The following is a 16,029-nucleotide window of genomic DNA, read 5'->3' as shown; positions in this document are numbered from 1 at the left end:
CAAATATCCCGGGGTGAGGTGCTTCAGCACCGAGGGGCAGCGCCCCTCAGTCGCGCCGTTCCAGCAGGCGGAACCTCTCGGTCGTCTCGAGCACCTCGTAGCTTTCGGCGAGGAAGGCGTTCAGGTCATTGAACTGCGCTAGGAACTCTAGCGAACTCTCGGGCCGGCCGGTGACCCAGGGTGTGGCGTCGCCATCCTGCAGGACAACGTGCTTCGGGGGGGAGGCACGCAGGCGCTGCATCAGATCGTTGCTGTAGCGTCCGTCGTGGAAATCCACTACGAAGGGCCAGGCATAGGCATAGCGGTAGCGCGGCGGCTCCTGCGCCAGCAGGTAGAGCATCGTCTCGTAGCCCCAGACAAAAAGCCTGTCTCCGGGCGCGCGGTGGCGAGCGAGGGTGGCAGCAAAGTCGTTGACCGCGGTGATGTCGAAATCGGGCGGCATGGGGTAGGTGGCGTGATAGGCCGTCAGCGGGGCCTGGCGCAGCCAGAGCGTAAAGCTTTGCAGGCTGCGTCCCGAGATCGGGCTGGTCACCACCATCCAGATCACGGCAAGCCCGATCAGCATCCGCGCTCCCGAGGTCGAGGTCACGCGGCGCATCAGCGCCCCATGCAGCGCCGCGAGGAAGAGGCCAAAGAGCACTGCGTAGATCGGGATCAGCGGCATGAAGTGATAGGCAAAGCCCTTGCCCTGTACCTGGCCCGAGACAAAGGCGGTAAAACCCCAGATCGCCGTTGTGGCGACAAACAGGCTCTCTCCCCGTATCAGGGCGGCCAGCCAGGGCAGGAGACCCAGAAGGGTGATCCAGCCCACAAGCGGCACCAGGGTGAACAGAACCGTCACGCCGCGCAGCGGCGCAGCGCTGTCCGAGCCGTAGGCGATATAGCCACGGATGTAGTCCTGGATCTCCAGGAAGGGGCCAAGCGCGCCGGCCCTGGCGAGGACCAGGCCGGTCAGGCCGAGGACGAGCGCGCCCCCCGCGACATAGGCCAGAAGGTCCGTCAGCCGGAACCGAAGCGCCGGCCCTCCCGAGATCAGAGGAGCAAAGACCAGAAGCCCGGCGGCGGCGATGGTGTATTTGAACCCCACGCCGACGCCCAGAAGCGCCCCGGCCGCCAGCATCCAGCCCAGCCGCGCCCTTCCCGCGCGCCGCCAGCCCGACAGCAGGCAAAGCAGAGAAGGGATCACCATCATCCCCGCCCAGCCATCGGTCTGGGCGTGTTCCCAATAGGTCAGGGAATAGTAGATCAGGGCAAAGCCAAGGGCGGCGAAACCCGCCTCGGTCCGGCTGCGGCCCAGCATCTGCAGGACCCGCACCAGCCCCAGGACCGAGGCCGCGACAGCGCCCCAGTCCAGCAGGCGGATCGCCTGGGTCTGCGCCCCGAAAAGCATCTGCGACAGGGCATGCATCACCGTCGTGAAGGGCGGCTTGATATTGTAGACGTCGCGATAGGGGATCAGGCCTTCGGTCCAGGCATAGGCGATGGTGGAATGAATGCCTTGATCGCGCCCGAAGGGTTCGCCCAGGGTATATAGCCCCAGGCCCAAGACCATCAGAACCGCCAGCACATAGACCCGCGACCAGCCAGGTGCACCGGTGCCGGGCGTCCCGTCGGCTTGCGGGCGATCGGACTGTGCCGACAGAAGGCCGTCGTGGGGGGCGCTGTGATCGGGCCGGATCGCTCCGGGTGCCTCGGTCATGCCATGTCCTTTTGCTTTCGCTTCAATCTGCAACAATCCGCCCTGGTGCGCCATAAAATTACCATTTTGAAAGGAAACAATGGCATCAATCGGGGCCAATGAATCCGTTCCACGAGCATTCGCAATGCGCCCCGGAACGTGAGGGTAAGCAGATGAATGTGTCACCGCAACTTCGGCAGGTGTTGCAGGCGCGTGCGGATCGGCGGGGGCCGGTGCGGACGGTCTCGATCGTTGTGCCCTTTTTGAATGAGGCCGCAACGCTGGAGCCTTTGCACCAGCGCATCACCGAGGCCATGGCAGGGCTGACGGTGACCTCAGAGAAGACGAGCGGTTCGGAACGCGCGTCAGCGCCCCCTTCGGCGACCGTGCCCGGGGCGGATCCGGGCCCGAATATTCCCGCCCCGAACAAATCTGTTCCGGCCAAACCCACTCCGACCAAATCCGCCCTCGCGCATGAAATCATTCTGGTCGACGACGGTTCCGACGACGGAGGAGAGCTGATCGCCGAAGCCCTGGCCGAGCTTGATCCGCGTGTCCGCGTCATCCGCTTTACCCGCAACTTCGGCAAGGCGGCGGCGCTGTCCGCCGGCTTTGCCGAGGCGCGCGGCGATGTGATCGTGACCATGGACGCCGACCTTCAGGACGACCCGAAAGAGATCGGGCGCTTTCTGGACAAGCTGGGCGAAGGCTATGACCTGGTCTCGGGATGGAAGCAGACGCGCCATGATCCCATGGGCAAGACGCTGCCGTCGAAACTGTTCAACCGCATGACCGCCCGCCTGTTCGAGGTCGATCTTCACGACATCAACTGCGGCTTCAAGGCCTATACACGGCGCGCGGCGCGGCATCTGAACCTTTATGGCGAATTGCACCGCTTTACGCCCGCGCTGCTGCACGCGGCGGGCTATCGCGTGGCCGAGATCGCGGTGGACCATCACCCAAGGATGCACGGCCAATCGAAATACGGGTCGCGCCGGATGGTGAAGGGGCTACTGGATATCGTGACCGTCAAGCTGAAGACGCGTTATCAATCCCGCCCCTTGCACTTTTTCGGAATGATCGGTCTGCCCCTGCTTCTGCTGGGGTTGGCCTTCATTTCCTACCTCTCGGCGCTGTGGGTCCTGGACATGGGGCCGATCGGAAACCGGCCGCTTCTGCTGATCGGGATCCTGTTCGTGGTGACGGGAACGCAGGTTCTGGGCGTCGGCCTGGTGGCCGAGCTGCTGCAATCCACCGGCTTGCGGGAAAAAGACAAATACGTGATCGACCAGCGCTTTGGCGGCGCGGGCGACGAGGTGATCGGGCAAGAGGTGCCAAGATGATGCATCAGGCGATACGGCAGACCTACGTGGGGGCCATGCGCAAGGGCCGTGACGTGGCGCGGAAAACAGGTGTTCTGGAGAAGCTCGAGGCGCGGCCGACGCGGCGCAATCTCTGGCTGCGGTCGCTGTTCGCGATCTACGATTTCGACGACCTCAGCCGGCTGGATCTGCCCTGGTGGACCTTCGACGCGGTGCGAGAGGTCGACAGTTTCCTGCGGGCGCGGCCCGATGCGCGGGTCTTCGAATGGGGCTCGGGTGCCAGCACGCTTTGGCTGTCGAAGCGGGCCGGGCAGGTCACCTCGGTCGAGCATGACGGGGAATGGCACCAGATGGTCCAGGGGCGGCTGGAGGGGGTGGAAAACGTCACCCTGCGGCATGTGGCGATGCAGGACGCGGGCCGGGTCGGATCGCGCAAGGCAGGCTTTGCCGGGCAGCATTTCGACCGCTATGTCCATGCGATCCGGGATCTTTCCGGCGAATTCGACCTGATCGTCATCGATGGCCGCGCAAGGGAAGCCTGCCTGCGCGAAGCCAAGGCGCGGCTGGCCCCGGGCGGCATCATCCTGGTCGACGATTTCAAGCGCCGCCGCTACCGCGAAGCGGCCGAACAAAGCGGGCTGAAGATCCGGCGGCTGGACGGGCTGGCGGTTTGTCTGCCCCTGCCGGACAGCACGGCCTTGCTGAGCCGCGTCTAAAGCGCGCCGCCTTGCCTGTGGGTCCTGAAATCAGGACCGAAGGGACGGGCGAAGGGCCGCCCTCAGCTTTCGGGGGGTGTTCGCAGCGACAGGCGCAGATTGTACAGCATCAGAACCAGTGTCGCCGCCATCACCGCAAAGACGGAAAAAGACCCCGTGCGCAGCCCTTCAAAGGCCAGCAGCGCCGAGGCGAGGGACCGGATGACGAAGAACCGGGTCGAGACAACGGACCGGCCCGCGCGGCGGCTTTCCCAGGCCTGAAGCATCCAGGATCCGAAGAACAGCACGCCGCCGATCAGGCCGATGGCCTCGGCCTGCCAGTCGATGCGAAAGATCTGGGTCAGCTGCTCCATGCGGTCTTGTCCTGGCGTCTGGTTCTGCGGTTTTCGGATGTGGTGACGGCAGGTTAGACCCGGTCCCGGCATGGCGCAACGGCACGCGGCATGGGCCTCAGGCGGGTTTCCACGTGCCCGGGGCAAGATCGCCCAGGTGCCAGTCACCGATGGCGACGCGGATCAGGCGCAGGGTCGGGTGGCCCACATGGGCGGTCATCCGGCGCACCTGGCGGTTGCGGCCTTCGGTGATCGTCAGCTCGATCCAGGCGTCAGGCACGGATTTGCGCACCCGGATCGGCGGATCCCGCTGCCATAGCCAATCGGGTGCCTCAACCCGTCGTGCCCTGGCGGGGCGGGTCGGGCCATCCTTCAGCGTCACACCCTGGGCCAGCGCCGCGATGGCGGCGTCATCGGGGATGCCTTCGACCTGGGCCAGGTAGGTCTTGGGGGCCTTGAATTTCGGGTGAGAGATCCGCGATTGCAGCCGCCCGTCCGAGGTCAGGATCATCAGCCCTTCGCTGTCGCGGTCCAGCCGTCCGGCGGGATAGACGCCGGGCAGGTCGATGAAATCCGACAGGGTGCGGCGGGGCGAGCCTTCGGTGCCGCGGTCGGTGAATTGCGACAGCACGTCGAAGGGTTTGTTGAACAGGATCGTCCGGGGGGCAGTGTCGCGGGTCATGCGGCTGGCCTAGCACCGGGGCGGGTGCGGGGCAATGTCGGGCAGGGTGGCAGTGTGGCGAAACGAATGATCCGTCATGTGCGAGATACCCGTTCCGCAAAAGGAACGGCCCGGCACCCTCGGCCAGATGAGGATGCCGGACCGTCCGGACGGGGTGAAGCGCCCCGCCATCCGTTGCGCTAAAAGGCGGTTATGCCGCCGCCTTCAGCGTCTTGTTCTGGGCCTTGTCATCAGGCTGCACAAAGGCGTCGTGCAGGGCCTTGATGCAGGCGGCCAGGTCGTCACGTTCCATGACGAACTGCACGTCCACGTTGCGCGGGCCCTGCGCGGCGCCGATGCAGGAATGCCCCGCATCCGCCACGGCACAGAGGCCGCGTTGCAGAACGCTGAGTGTCGAGAGGTCGCGGCCAATGACAGAGGCCATGGCTAGCTTGCGCGACCGGATCTCGGCCGAGGGGTAGATCTCGGCGATGTCCTTCTCGACCCGCTTCATCACCTTGAGCGAGCTGTCGACGTAGTGGGTGATCGTGTTGGCATTGGACACCTTGGACACGATGCGCACGTCATGGCGTTTCAGCACGTCAAGGATGGCGCTGTCATAGCCCTTCACCCCGACCATGTCCTGTTCAAAGACCTCAAGTGCGATCACATCCAGCCCGGTGACAATCTCGACCCCCGGCTGATCCGCGGGCTGGTCGTCGATCAGCGTGCCGGGATCATGGGGTTCGAAGGCGTTGGTGACGCGCAGGGGCACTTCGGCCTGGCGCAGCGTCTTGGCGGCCTTCGGGTGGATTGCCTCCATCCCCATGTTCGACAGCTGGTCGGCCACGTCGTAATTGGTCCGGCCCAGCTTGCGCACGTTGTCCTGCCCGACCAGGTTCGGATCGGCCGAGGACAGGTGGAATTCCTTGTGAATGATCGCCTCGCTCGCGCCCGTCAGGGCGGCGAGTTTGGAAAACGTCACCTCGGAATAGCCACGGTCGAATTCGCGCATCAAGCCTTCGGCACATTGGGCATAGCCCGTGACGATCGGCATTTCCGAGGCGGGATCGACGCGGGACATGGCCCCGGTGATCCGGTCGTCCAGGGTGATGTCGCCTTCGTCGCGCCAGCCCGAGAGATCCACCAGCCGGGCGTTCACGCCCGAGCGTTGCAGCAGCATCGCGGTGACAAAGGCCGAATGGCTTTCGCCCAGACCGGACAGCAGTTCGCGCACCTGCAACAGGTGTTCTGCCAGGCGGAAGTGGCCGTAGTTGCACAGGCGCTGCAGGTCGGTCAGCGCATTGCGCGCGTCCTCGATCCGCGTGTGCACCCATTCGGTGGCGCGTTCGACGTCGGCCGGGTGGTCCAGCACGTCTTCGTGGGCCGCGATCATCGCTTTGGCGACGCGGTCCAGCGCTTCGTGCCAGCCGCGGTCGTTGTCGGCATTGGCGAATTGCGCATAGACGCCCGCATCGCCGGTTTTCTTGTGCTCCAGCAGCAGGTTGGTGATGCCGCCGAAGGCGGAGACCACGAAGACACGTCCGTATAGATCGCTGCCCTTGCGGTCGCCGATGAACAGCGTATCGCGCAATTCATGCACGCGGGACATGCTTGTCCCGCCGATTTTCTCAACAGTATGGGTCATGGGAATGCCTTATGCGGTTTCCTCGGCCGTGGTTTCGGCAGGCGCGTAGGACCCGTCGGCCTGGTGCACCTCGGTGCCGGTCACGGGCGGGTTGAAGCAGCAGGCCATGACCAGTTCCTCGTCCGCGACGAGGGTGTGCTTGTCATGCTGGTCCAGCGCATACATGACGCCCGGCGTGATCTCATGCGTCTCACCGGTGGCAAGGTCGGTGATCCGGCCCTTGCCCTGCATGCAATAGACGCTTTCGAAGTGGTTCTTGTAGTGGAACGTATGTTCCGAACCGGCCTCGAGAAAGGTGATGTGGAAGGAAAAGCCCATCTTGTCGTCGGCCAGCAGCATCCGCACGGATGTCCAGTTGGCGTCGGAAACAACGCGGTCTTTTTCTTCTTTGACGATCTTGTTGAAGTCGCGAACGATCATGTCGGTTTACTCCGCTGCAATTTTGGTTGTTTCAAGGATGGAGGCGGCGGCACCGGTCAGGATGTCGAACCCCTTGCGGAATTCCGCGTCGGTGGTGGTCAGCGGTGCCAGCACCTTGACCACTTCGTCCTCGGCCCCCGAGGTTTCGATGATCAGGCCCTGCTCAAACGCGCGGGCGCAGATCTCACCGGCCAGCTCTCCGCTGCCGACGTCGACGCCCTGCATCAACCCACGACCCTTGAGTTTCGCACCCGGGATCATGTCGGCCAGCTGTTGCAGCCCGGTGGTGATCAGGGTCGCCTTATGCGCCAGCTCTTCCTCGAACGCCTTGTCGGACCAGAACTTTTCGATCGCGACGCGGGCGGTGACAAAGGCATGGGTGTTGCCCCGGAAGGTGCCGTTGTGTTCGGCCGGCTTCCAGATGTCATGCTCGGGCTTGATCAGCAGCGCCGCGAAGGGCAGGCCGAAGCCGGACAGCGATTTCGCCTGGGTGATCATGTCGGGCTTGATGCCTGCGCGTTCGAAGCCAAAGAAGGTGCCGGTACGGCCACAGCCCGCCTGGATGTCGTCGACGATCAGCAGCGCACCGTGTTTCTTGGCCAGCTTGGCGATGCCCTGCATCCATTCATCCGATGCGGCGTTCAGACCGCCTTCGCCCTGGACGGGTTCAAAGATGAAGGCCGCAGGCGCGTCGACACCGGAGGACCCGTTCTCGATCATCTGTTCGATGAACGGTAGGGTGTCCACGCCCTCGCCCATGGCACCGTCGTAGGGCAAGTGGGTCACGTCACCCAGATGCGCACCGCCAGCACCGGCACGCTTGCCGGAGTTGCCGGTCAGCGCGAGCGAGCCAAGCGTCATGCCGTGGAAGCCGTTGGTAAAGGCGATCACGTTGCGGCGGCCGGTGACCTTGCGGGCCAGCTTGATCGCGGCCTCGACGGCGTTGGTGCCGGTCGGGCCGGTCATCATCACCTTGTAGTCCATGCCGCGCGGCTTGAGGATCTTCTCCTCGTACGCGGTCAGGAAATCGGCCTTGGCGTCGGTGTGCATGTCCAGCGCATGGGCGATGCCGTCGCCGGCGATATGGTCGATCAGCGCGGCCTTCATGTCCGGATCGTTGTGCCCGTAGTTGAGCGAGGAACAGCCCGCCAGGAAGTCGATATAGCTGTTGCCCTCGGCGTCGTTCAGGGTGCTGCCTTGAGCGGTGGTGAACGAGGTGGGGAAGGACCGGCAGTAGGACCGGGCTTCGCTTTCACGGCGGTCATAGATCGTCTTGGTCATGTCATACGTCCTTTCGGGACAAAGGGGATGGGTGGCGCGGCCGGATGCGGCGCGCCAGGCAATCAGATTGAAGATGTGGGGAACAGATCCGGGCGGATCAGGCGGCCTTGGCCAGCGGCTGATCGTCGGCGTCTTCTTCCGCGGGCAGGGTGATCGTCACCATGTGTTCGGTGTCGTGGTGCCCGTCGAAATGCGCCTCTTCCTCGAAGTGCGGCTCATCCGTCAGTTCCCCGCCAATGGACTTGGCAAAGCTGCGGAACAGACCCCAGGAGGCGTCGTTGTCTTCGGTGATCGTGGTTTTCAGCGCCTCGGCCTCGGCGCATTCATCCCGGTTGATCAGGTGGGTCAGCATCTTGCGACCCAGGCCCAGACCGCGGGCGCGGGGGCTGACAGCGACCTGCCAGACAAAGAAGGCATCTTCGTTCGGGATCATGTGCCCCGAGACCCAGCCCAGGATATCGCCGTCCCGTTCAGCGACAACACAGGTGTCGCGGAAGTGGTCGGCCTGGATCAGGTTGCAGTACATGGAATTCTCGTCCAGCGGTTTGCAATCGCGGACAAGCGCCCAGATGGCGGAACCATCGGTCGCTTCGGGTTTCCGTAATACGGGCGTACTAGACGCGGGGTCGGATGTCTCGGACGGGCTGTCCGAGGACTGTAGGATGTCCTTCGGCATATGTCTGGCCTTTCGTTTGCTTCGATAGGCTAACTAGTTCATCGCCGATAAAGTTTCAACCGTCTAAGCAAAATATGCTCCCCTAGGTGCTGAAATGGGCATATTTTCCCCATATTTTGCGGCGAAACCCTATATTTCCTTGGGCTGATTTGATTTGTGAAGGTAAAGTAAATTTCTTCTGGATAGGAGGTTTCTTTGCATATTGTGCCGATTTTCGCCCAATGCGATATTCCGGGGATGAGCACGACCGACCCGAACCGAGTGGACGAAAGCCTGATCGCGCTGCGGCGGATCCTGCGGGCCACGGACCAATATGGACGCGACCTTGCCAGCGCCGCCGGGCTGTCGCCCGCACAGCTGCGCGTGTTGCAGATCATCGCCGGGAAACCGGGCGGGACGGTCACGCCCAAGGCGCTGGCCCAGCAGATGGGCGTGACCCAGGCCACGGTGACCTCGGTGGTGGACAAGCTGGTGGCGCGGGCCTTCGTGGTGCGCCAGCCATCGGAAACCGACCGCCGCCAGACCAACGTGGTTCTGACCGACACGGGCCGCGCCGCGCTGGATGAAGCCCCGGATGCGCTGCAACAGCGCTACGTGCGGGAATTCGTAAAGCTGGCGGATTGGGAACAGGCCCAGCTGGTCGCGTCGCTGGAACGGGTGGCAGCGATGATGGATGCGCATCTGATGGATGCCTCGCCGGTGCTGACCATGGGCGAGATCACCGGGGTCGGGAAGCGCAAGTAAACCGAGGGCCGGGGTCAACACCGGGACCGGGCAGGGCCAGGTGATTCCCGTGGCCCGATCAGCCCAAGGGGGGCGCATTTCCCCCGCCATGGCGCGCAAAAAGCAGCTCAGTATGCAATTGTATGCCGCAAATTGCCGCGCAGGGCCGCCGGGGTGTAGACGTGCTGTCCGGCTTGGGTTAAGCCACCGGCAAAGCAAACGGAGGCTTGACCAATGGCTGACAACACTACCCCCGACATCATCTACACCAAGGTTGACGAAGCGCCGGAACTGGCCTCGGCCTCCTTCCTGCCGATGATCCAGAAATTCGCCGCAGCGGCTGGTGTCAGCGTCGGCACCAAGGACATCTCGCTTGCCGGTCGCATCATCTCGACCTTTCCGGAATACCTGAGCGAAGAGCAGCGGATCCCCGACGATCTGGCCCTGCTGGGTGAGCTGGTGAAAACCCCCGAAGCAAACGTGATCAAGCTGCCGAACATCTCGGCCTCGGTGCCGCAGCTGGTCGCCGCGGTGAAGGAACTTCAGGCCCAGGGCTATGCGCTGCCCGACTACCCCGAAGAGCCCGCCACCGACGAAGAAAAAGCCGTGCGCGCCAAGTACGACGGCATCAAGGGCTCGGCCGTGAACCCGGTCCTGCGCGAAGGCAACTCCGACCGTCGCGCGGCTATCGCGGTGAAGAAATTCGCTCAGGCCAACCCGCACCGCATGGGCGAGTGGACGAAGGACAGCAAGACCCGCGTGGCCTCCATGTCGGGCGGCGACTTCTTCTCGAACGAAGTGTCGGCAACGCTGGACAAGGCCGCGACCGCCAAGATCGTGCTGGAAACCGCATCCGGCGAAACCGTGCTGAAAGAAGGCGTGTCCTATCCCGCCGGCACCGTGGTCGATGCGACCTACATGTCCGCCGCCGCGCTGGATGCCTTCCTTGAGGAAGAGATCGCCAAGACCAAGGACGAAGGCGTCCTGTTCTCGCTGCACATGAAGGCGACGATGATGAAGGTCTCGGACCCGATCATCTTTGGCCATGCGGTTAAGGCCTACCTGAAGCCCGTTTTCGACAAATACGGGGCCGAGCTGAAGGAACTGGGCGTGAACCCGAATTCGGGCCTGGGCGATCTGCTGGCACGGGTCGAAGGCAATGCCGAAATCAAATCGGCCATCGACGCTTGCATGGCCGACCAGCCGCCGATGTACATGGTGAACTCGGACAAGGGCATCACCAACCTGCACGTGCCGTCCGACGTCATCATCGACGCGTCGATGCCCGCGCTGATCCGCGCCGGCGGCAAGGGCTGGGGCCCGGACGGGAACGAGGCCGACGCGGTCTGCGTCATCCCCGACAACTCCTATGCGCCGGTCTATGACGAGACGATCAAGTTCTTCAAAGAGAACGGCAAACTGAACCCGGCCACCGCCGGCACCGTTCAGAACATCGGCCTGATGGCCCAGAAGGCCGAGGAATACGGCTCGCATCCGACCACCTTCGAGATCGCCGAGGCGGGCACCGTCAAGATGATCCTGGACGATGGCACCGTGCTGCATTCGCACGAGGTTCAGGCAGGCGACATCTGGCGTTCGGCGTCCGCCCGCAAGGCACCGATTGAAGACTGGGTGAACCTGGCCATCGAACGTCAGAAGGCCGAAGGCTGCGAAGCGATCTTCTGGCTGGACGAGAACCGCGCCCATGACGCGCAGCTTATCGCCATGGTCAAGCCGATCCTGGAAGCCAAGGGCGTTGCCGGCAAGTTCCAGATCATGTCGCCCGCCAAGGCCACGGTGCAGTCGCTGAAGACCATCACCGCCGGCAAGAACTCGATCGCGATCACCGGCAACGTGCTGCGTGACTACCTGACCGACCTCTTCCCGATCCTGGAACTGGCGACCTCGGCCAAGATGCTGTCGATCGTCAAGCTGATGCAGGGCGGTGGCCTGTTTGAGACCGGTGCCGGCGGGTCCGCCCCCAAGCACGTCCAGCAGCTGCAGGAGGAAAGCCACCTGCGTTGGGATTCCTTGGGTGAATTCTGTGCGCTTGGCGAAAGCTTCAAGTTCCTGGCCGATGTGAAGGGCAACGAAAAGGCCCGCATCCTGGGCGAAGGCGTCGACATCGCGACCCAGGGCATCCTGGATCACGACCGCAGCCCGTCCCGCAAGGTGGGTGAGCCCGACAACCGCGACAGCCACTACTGGTTCGCCCGCTACTGGGCCGAGGCCCTGGCGCGTCAGGACAAGGACGGCGATCTGGCCGATTTCTTTGCCCCGATCGCCGAGGCGCTGGTGGACGGAGAGGCCGACATCCTGGCCGAGATCGCCGCGACCCAGGGCAAGCCGGCCGATCTGGGTGGCTATTATCACACCGATGCGGACAAGGTCGCATCCGTGATGCGCCCTTCGAAGACGCTGAACGAGATCATCGGTTAAGCGCCTGAGTGATCAACGAAAAGACCCCCGCTGCAGGTGACTGCGGCGGGGGTTTTCTTTTGCCTGATGATGCTGAGGTGGCGCGCCTTACAACTGTGCCGCAACGCCCGCACAGCCGATCAGCGCGGCGGCGTCGTCGGTGATGATCCAGGCGGGCGGCTGGCGGTCATAGAACCGCGAGGGCTGACGCAGGATTGCTTCGCAGTGCTGGGCCGCAGGCGAGGACAGGATGCCGCGCGCGACGCCTCCGGCCAGGTACAGGCCGCCGGTCGCCAGATGGGCCAGCGTCAGGTCCCGCAGCAGCAACCCGATCAGCTGGGCATAAAGGTCGATGGCGGCGCTGGCTGTTTCGGTGCCGGGGGTGCCGTAGCGGGCCAGAAGGTCGGCGGCTTCGGCGGTGCTGTCGCCGGTGACACGGGCCAGTAAGTCCTGGAAACCGCGACCGGAAAACAGATCCTCGACCGTGGGATAGGGATCGCCGACCTGCGGGGCATGGGCCGTGATCTGGCGCAGCACCGATCCGGGAAGCGAGACATGCCCGGCCTCGACCGAGGGGCAGGTGATCCGGGGGCCGTCCGGGATCACCGGGCTGACGTTGAAACCGGTGCCGATGCCCACCACAAGCGCCTGTTGGTCGGGCGGTGCCTCGGCCGTGACCAATGGGGTCAGCGCCGAAGGGTCCAGCCGCGTCGCCGCATGGCCAAGCGCGGTCAGGTCGTTGATCAGGCGCACCTTTTCGATGCCGAAACGCTCGGCCAGGGTGGCGTCGTGGAAGTGCCAGTCGCGGTTGGTTAGCCGTGCGCGGGTGCCCCTGACCGGGCCCGCGACGGCCACCACCATGGCGGTCAGGAAGGGCGGGCCCAGATCGGCAAGGTAGCGGGTCAGCACCGCGTCAAAGCTGGCGAAATCGGCATTGCGATAGCTGCGCAGGGTCGAAAGGTCCGGGCCTTCCGCCCCGGCCAGCGCCAGCCGCGCGTTCGTGCCGCCGATATCCGCGATCAGGTTCATCCGCTTTGGCCTTTCCTTGCGCCAGTGCCTGCTTTTGTTCCGGCTTCTGTCCCGGCGTTCGGGGCTGCTCTTCGGGCGGGCCAGATGGCCCGTCCTTCATCGCGACAGCCGTGCCAGACGTTCAGGGGAAGCTTTAGTTCAGGCGCTGGCCGGTGTCAGGCGCGAAATAGGACACTTTGCCCAGGTCGAAGGCCAGCCGCTGAGCCTTGCCCGGGGTGGCGTCGGTTTCCGCGTGCAGCCGTGCGGTGACGTGTTTGCCGCCGAGCTGCATCACCACGTAGGTGTCGGCCCCGGCGGGTTCGACGATGTCGACCAGGCAGTCGGCCTCTTGCGCATTGGCGGCGGCGCGTGCGCCCGGTTCTGCGATGTCCTCGGGGCGGACGCCCAGCACGACATCCTCGGGCAGGTTGCGGTTCTGGCTGTCGGTCAGCACGATCGGGGCGCTGTCGCGGCGCGCGATCTCGATCCGCGTGCCCGCGGCGTCGCTGCGCGCCTTGGCGGGGATCAGGTTCATCGCCGGGTTGCCCATGAAGTCGGCCACGAACAGGTTCGCGGGGCGGTTGTAGATCTCGGACGGGGTGCCGACCTGCTGGATCACGCCGCCCTTCATGACGACGATCTTTGTGGCCAGGGTCATCGCCTCGATCTGGTCATGGGTCACATAGACCATCGAGGCGCCGAGCCGCTGGTGCAGTTCCTTGATCTCGGTGCGCATTTCGACCCGCAGCTTGGCATCCAGGTTGGACAGCGGTTCGTCAAACAGGAACAGTTTGGGATCGCGCACAAGGGCGCGGCCCATGGCAACCCGCTGACGCTGGCCGCCGGACAGCTGGCCGGGACGGCGATCCAGCAGCTTCTCGATCTGCAGCTGTTTGGCCACGGTGGCCAGTTTCGACGCCTGGGTGGCGGCATCGACCCCGCGCACCTTCATGCCGAAGGTGATGTTCTTGGCCACCGACATGGTGGGGTACAGCGCGTAGCTTTGGAACACCATGGCGATGTCGCGGTCCTTGGGGCTGACGTCCGTCATGTCCTGGCCGCCGATATGGAGCGACCCGCCGCTGATCGGCTCCAGCCCCGCGATGCAGTTCAGCAGGGTGGACTTGCCGCAGCCCGAGGGGCCGACGAGCACCAGGAAATCGCCCTGGTCGATCGCGACGTTGATGTCCTTGAGGATCTCGACCGAGCCGTAGTTCTTGGTCAGGTTCTTGATGTCCAGAATGGGTGCCATGGGATCAGCCTTTCACGGAACCGGCGGTCAGACCGCGGATGAAGTATTTGCCGGCAACGACATAGACGAGAAGGGTGGGCAGGGCGGCGATGATGGCGGCGGCCATGTCGACGTTGTATTCCTTCACCCCGGTGGTGGAATTGACGATGTTGTTCAGCGCCACGGTGATCGGCTGGGTGCCGGCCTGGCTGAAGCTGACGCCAAAGAGGAAGTCGTTCCAGATCTGGGTGAACTGCCAGATCACGGTGACCACGATGATGGGCAGCGACAGCGGCAGGAAGATCGACCAGAAGATCCGCAGAAACCCGGCCCCGTCCACCTTGGCGGCCTTGGTCAGCTCGGCCGGGATGGTGACATAGTAGTTGCGGAAGAACAGCGTGGTGAACCCCAGCCCGTAGATCACATGCACGAAGATCAGCCCCGGAATGGTGCCGGCGATCCCCATCAGGCCCAGCAGCCGCGCCATGGGCAGCAGTACCACCTGGAAGGGGATGAAACAGCCGAACAGCATCAGGGCAAAGATCACATTGGCCCCCCGGAACCGCCAATGCGCAACGACATAACCGTTCAGCGCGCCCAGCAGGGTCGAGATCGCCACCGCAGGCACCGCGATCAGAACCGAGTTCCAGAAATACGGCCGGACGCCATCGCACTGGATGCCGGTACAGGCCCCGGACCAGGCGGTTTTCCAGGCGTCGAGCGTGACGTCGCGGGGCAGGGCCACCAGGTTGCCGGTGCGGATTTCCTCAAGGCTTTTCAGCGATGTAGTGACCATCACGAAGAGCGGCATCAGATAGTAGACCGCAAAGACGCCAAGGATCAGGTAAAGCAGCCAGCGCAGGGCGATCTTGCCCCATCTGGTCTGTTGGCGGCTGTGCGCGGGCGTCATGGAAAAATCAGTCATTTTTCGCCCTCAGTTCGGAATAGAGGTAGGGAACGACGATGGTGAAGACGACGCCCATCATGATCATTGCGGAACTGGCCGCCTGGCCGATGTCGCCGCGGGAAAAGGCCATGGCGTACATGTAGGTGGCGGGCAGGTCGGTGGCGAAGCCGGGGCCGCCTCCAGTCAGGGCGATCACCAGGTCGAAGCTTTTGATCGCCAGATGTGCCAGGACGATGAAGGCCGACAGGAAGATCGGGGCCATCGAGGGGATGATGATCGCGGAATAGACGCGCCAGGTTGGGATGCCATCGACTTGGGCGGCGCGGATGATTTCAGTATCGACCGACCGCAGACCGGCCAGGAACAGCGCCATCACAAAGCCCGAGCTTTGCCAGATCGCGGCAAGGACGATGGTGTAGATCGCCATGTCGGGGTTCACCAGCCAGTCGAAGCGGAAGTTTTCAAAGCCCCAGCTGCGGACCATGGCCTCGATCCCCAGTCCGGGGTTCAGGATCCATTTCCAGGCCGTGCCGGTGACGATCATCGACAGCGCCATGGGGTAAAGATAAATCGTGCGGATCGCGCCTTCGGTGCGGATGTTCTGGTCCAGCAGGATCGCCAGAAGCAGCCCCAGCACCATCGAGATCACGATGAAAAGCGCCCCGAAAAGGAACAGGTTGTTCATCGCCACATCCCATCTGGGCGCGGCGAACAGGCGCTTGTACTGGATCACCCCTTCGATGTCGTATTTCGGCAAAAGCCGCGACCGCGTCAGCGACACCCAGGCGGTCCAGATCAGAAATCCGTAGACGAACACCAGGACGGCGATGAAAGAGGGTGCCAGAACCACCTTGGGCAGGTGATCTTCGATCCACTTGGACATCATTTTCCCCGTTAGTTTTGCCCTTTGACTGGCCCGTTTCAGGGCCGCGGGCGGCGATCCGGTCGGTTCCCCCCGCGACGGTCCGAAAGACGCACCGCGAGGGGACAGGAGGATCGGAAGATCCC

General features: G+C 63.9%; 15 protein-coding genes. 4 read left to right on the top strand and 11 right to left on the bottom strand.

Annotated features, from left to right (window positions below; all coding sequences use genetic code 11):
* Positions 1-46: 46 nt before the first annotated feature.
* Positions 47-1,699, bottom strand: a complete 1,653-nt coding sequence (locus BMX99_RS11665; protein ID WP_170848743.1) for an ArnT family glycosyltransferase — start codon at positions 1,697-1,699, stop codon at positions 47-49.
* A gap of 152 nt (positions 1,700-1,851) precedes the next feature.
* Here BMX99_RS11665 and BMX99_RS11660 point away from each other — a divergent pair, with 152 nt between their 5' ends.
* Complete coding sequence (locus BMX99_RS11660) at positions 1,852-3,021, top strand: glycosyltransferase family 2 protein (RefSeq protein ID WP_093453262.1); 1,170 nt, start codon at positions 1,852-1,854, stop codon at positions 3,019-3,021.
* A complete protein-coding gene (locus tag BMX99_RS11655) occupies positions 3,018-3,716 on the top strand; it encodes a class I SAM-dependent methyltransferase (protein WP_093451838.1) in 699 nt (232 codons plus the stop codon). Before BMX99_RS11660 ends, BMX99_RS11655 begins: the two co-directional genes overlap by 4 nt.
* 62 nt (positions 3,717-3,778) lie before the next feature.
* Here the strand turns inward: BMX99_RS11655 and BMX99_RS11650 are convergent, their stop codons facing one another.
* The 6 genes from BMX99_RS11650 to ectA all read right to left on the bottom strand — a co-directional run bounded on the left by BMX99_RS11650 (position 3,779) and on the right by ectA (position 8,734).
* The gene (locus tag BMX99_RS11650) at positions 3,779-4,069 is read right to left on the bottom strand and encodes a lipid-A-disaccharide synthase N-terminal domain-containing protein (protein ID WP_093451835.1); all 291 of its coding nucleotides are present in this window, start codon (positions 4,067-4,069) and stop codon (positions 3,779-3,781) included.
* A 97-nt stretch (positions 4,070-4,166) separates the two neighbouring features.
* A complete protein-coding gene (locus BMX99_RS11645; RefSeq protein ID WP_093451832.1) occupies positions 4,167-4,730 on the bottom strand; it encodes an rRNA large subunit pseudouridine synthase E in 564 nt (187 codons plus the stop codon).
* 190 nt (positions 4,731-4,920) lie between these two features.
* Positions 4,921-6,357 (bottom strand): aspartate kinase, encoded by a 1,437-nt coding sequence (locus BMX99_RS11640; protein WP_093451829.1) that lies wholly within the window; start codon positions 6,355-6,357, stop codon positions 4,921-4,923.
* Between the two features lie 9 nt (positions 6,358-6,366).
* Positions 6,367-6,777, bottom strand: coding sequence for an ectoine synthase (locus BMX99_RS11635; RefSeq protein ID WP_093451826.1), 411 nt, complete (start codon positions 6,775-6,777; stop codon positions 6,367-6,369).
* A 6-nt stretch (positions 6,778-6,783) separates the two neighbouring features.
* Positions 6,784-8,058, bottom strand: a complete 1,275-nt coding sequence (gene ectB / locus BMX99_RS11630; protein ID WP_093451824.1) for a diaminobutyrate--2-oxoglutarate transaminase — start codon at positions 8,056-8,058, stop codon at positions 6,784-6,786.
* A gap of 97 nt (positions 8,059-8,155) precedes the next feature.
* On the bottom strand, positions 8,156-8,734 hold the full coding sequence (ectA, locus tag BMX99_RS11625) for a diaminobutyrate acetyltransferase (RefSeq protein ID WP_093451821.1): 579 nt from the start codon (positions 8,732-8,734) through the stop codon (positions 8,156-8,158).
* A gap of 237 nt (positions 8,735-8,971) precedes the next feature.
* Between ectA and BMX99_RS11620 the strand changes: the two genes are divergently transcribed.
* Both BMX99_RS11620 and BMX99_RS11615 read left to right on the top strand, forming a co-directional pair.
* Complete coding sequence (locus BMX99_RS11620; protein WP_093453259.1) at positions 8,972-9,478, top strand: MarR family winged helix-turn-helix transcriptional regulator; 507 nt, start codon at positions 8,972-8,974, stop codon at positions 9,476-9,478.
* Positions 9,479-9,691: 213 nt separating this feature from the next.
* The gene (locus BMX99_RS11615) at positions 9,692-11,896 is read left to right on the top strand and encodes an NADP-dependent isocitrate dehydrogenase (RefSeq protein WP_093451817.1); all 2,205 of its coding nucleotides are present in this window, start codon (positions 9,692-9,694) and stop codon (positions 11,894-11,896) included.
* A gap of 87 nt (positions 11,897-11,983) precedes the next feature.
* Here BMX99_RS11615 and BMX99_RS11610 read toward each other — a convergent pair whose 3' ends face one another.
* From BMX99_RS11610 to BMX99_RS11595, 4 genes are all read right to left on the bottom strand, one after another.
* Positions 11,984-12,904 (bottom strand): glucokinase, encoded by a 921-nt coding sequence (locus BMX99_RS11610; protein WP_093451814.1) that lies wholly within the window; start codon positions 12,902-12,904, stop codon positions 11,984-11,986.
* Between the two features lie 133 nt (positions 12,905-13,037).
* A complete protein-coding gene (locus tag BMX99_RS11605; RefSeq protein WP_093451812.1) occupies positions 13,038-14,135 on the bottom strand; it encodes an ABC transporter ATP-binding protein in 1,098 nt (365 codons plus the stop codon).
* A gap of 4 nt (positions 14,136-14,139) precedes the next feature.
* Positions 14,140-15,039: a carbohydrate ABC transporter permease gene (locus BMX99_RS11600; protein ID WP_170848745.1), complete on the bottom strand. Its 900-nt coding sequence runs from the start codon at positions 15,037-15,039 to the stop codon at positions 14,140-14,142.
* Entirely contained in the window at positions 15,032-15,904 is an 873-nt protein-coding gene (locus BMX99_RS11595) for a carbohydrate ABC transporter permease (RefSeq protein WP_093453256.1), read from the bottom strand. The genes BMX99_RS11600 and BMX99_RS11595 overlap by 8 nt, the downstream gene beginning before the upstream one ends.
* Positions 15,905-16,029 lie beyond the last annotated feature (125 nt).

Origin of the sequence: Pseudooceanicola nitratireducens, from assembly GCF_900109195.1 — a bacterium.
GTDB lineage: Bacteria > Pseudomonadota > Alphaproteobacteria > Rhodobacterales > Rhodobacteraceae > Pseudooceanicola > Pseudooceanicola nitratireducens.
This window is presented reverse-complemented; position numbering and strand designations above follow the sequence as displayed.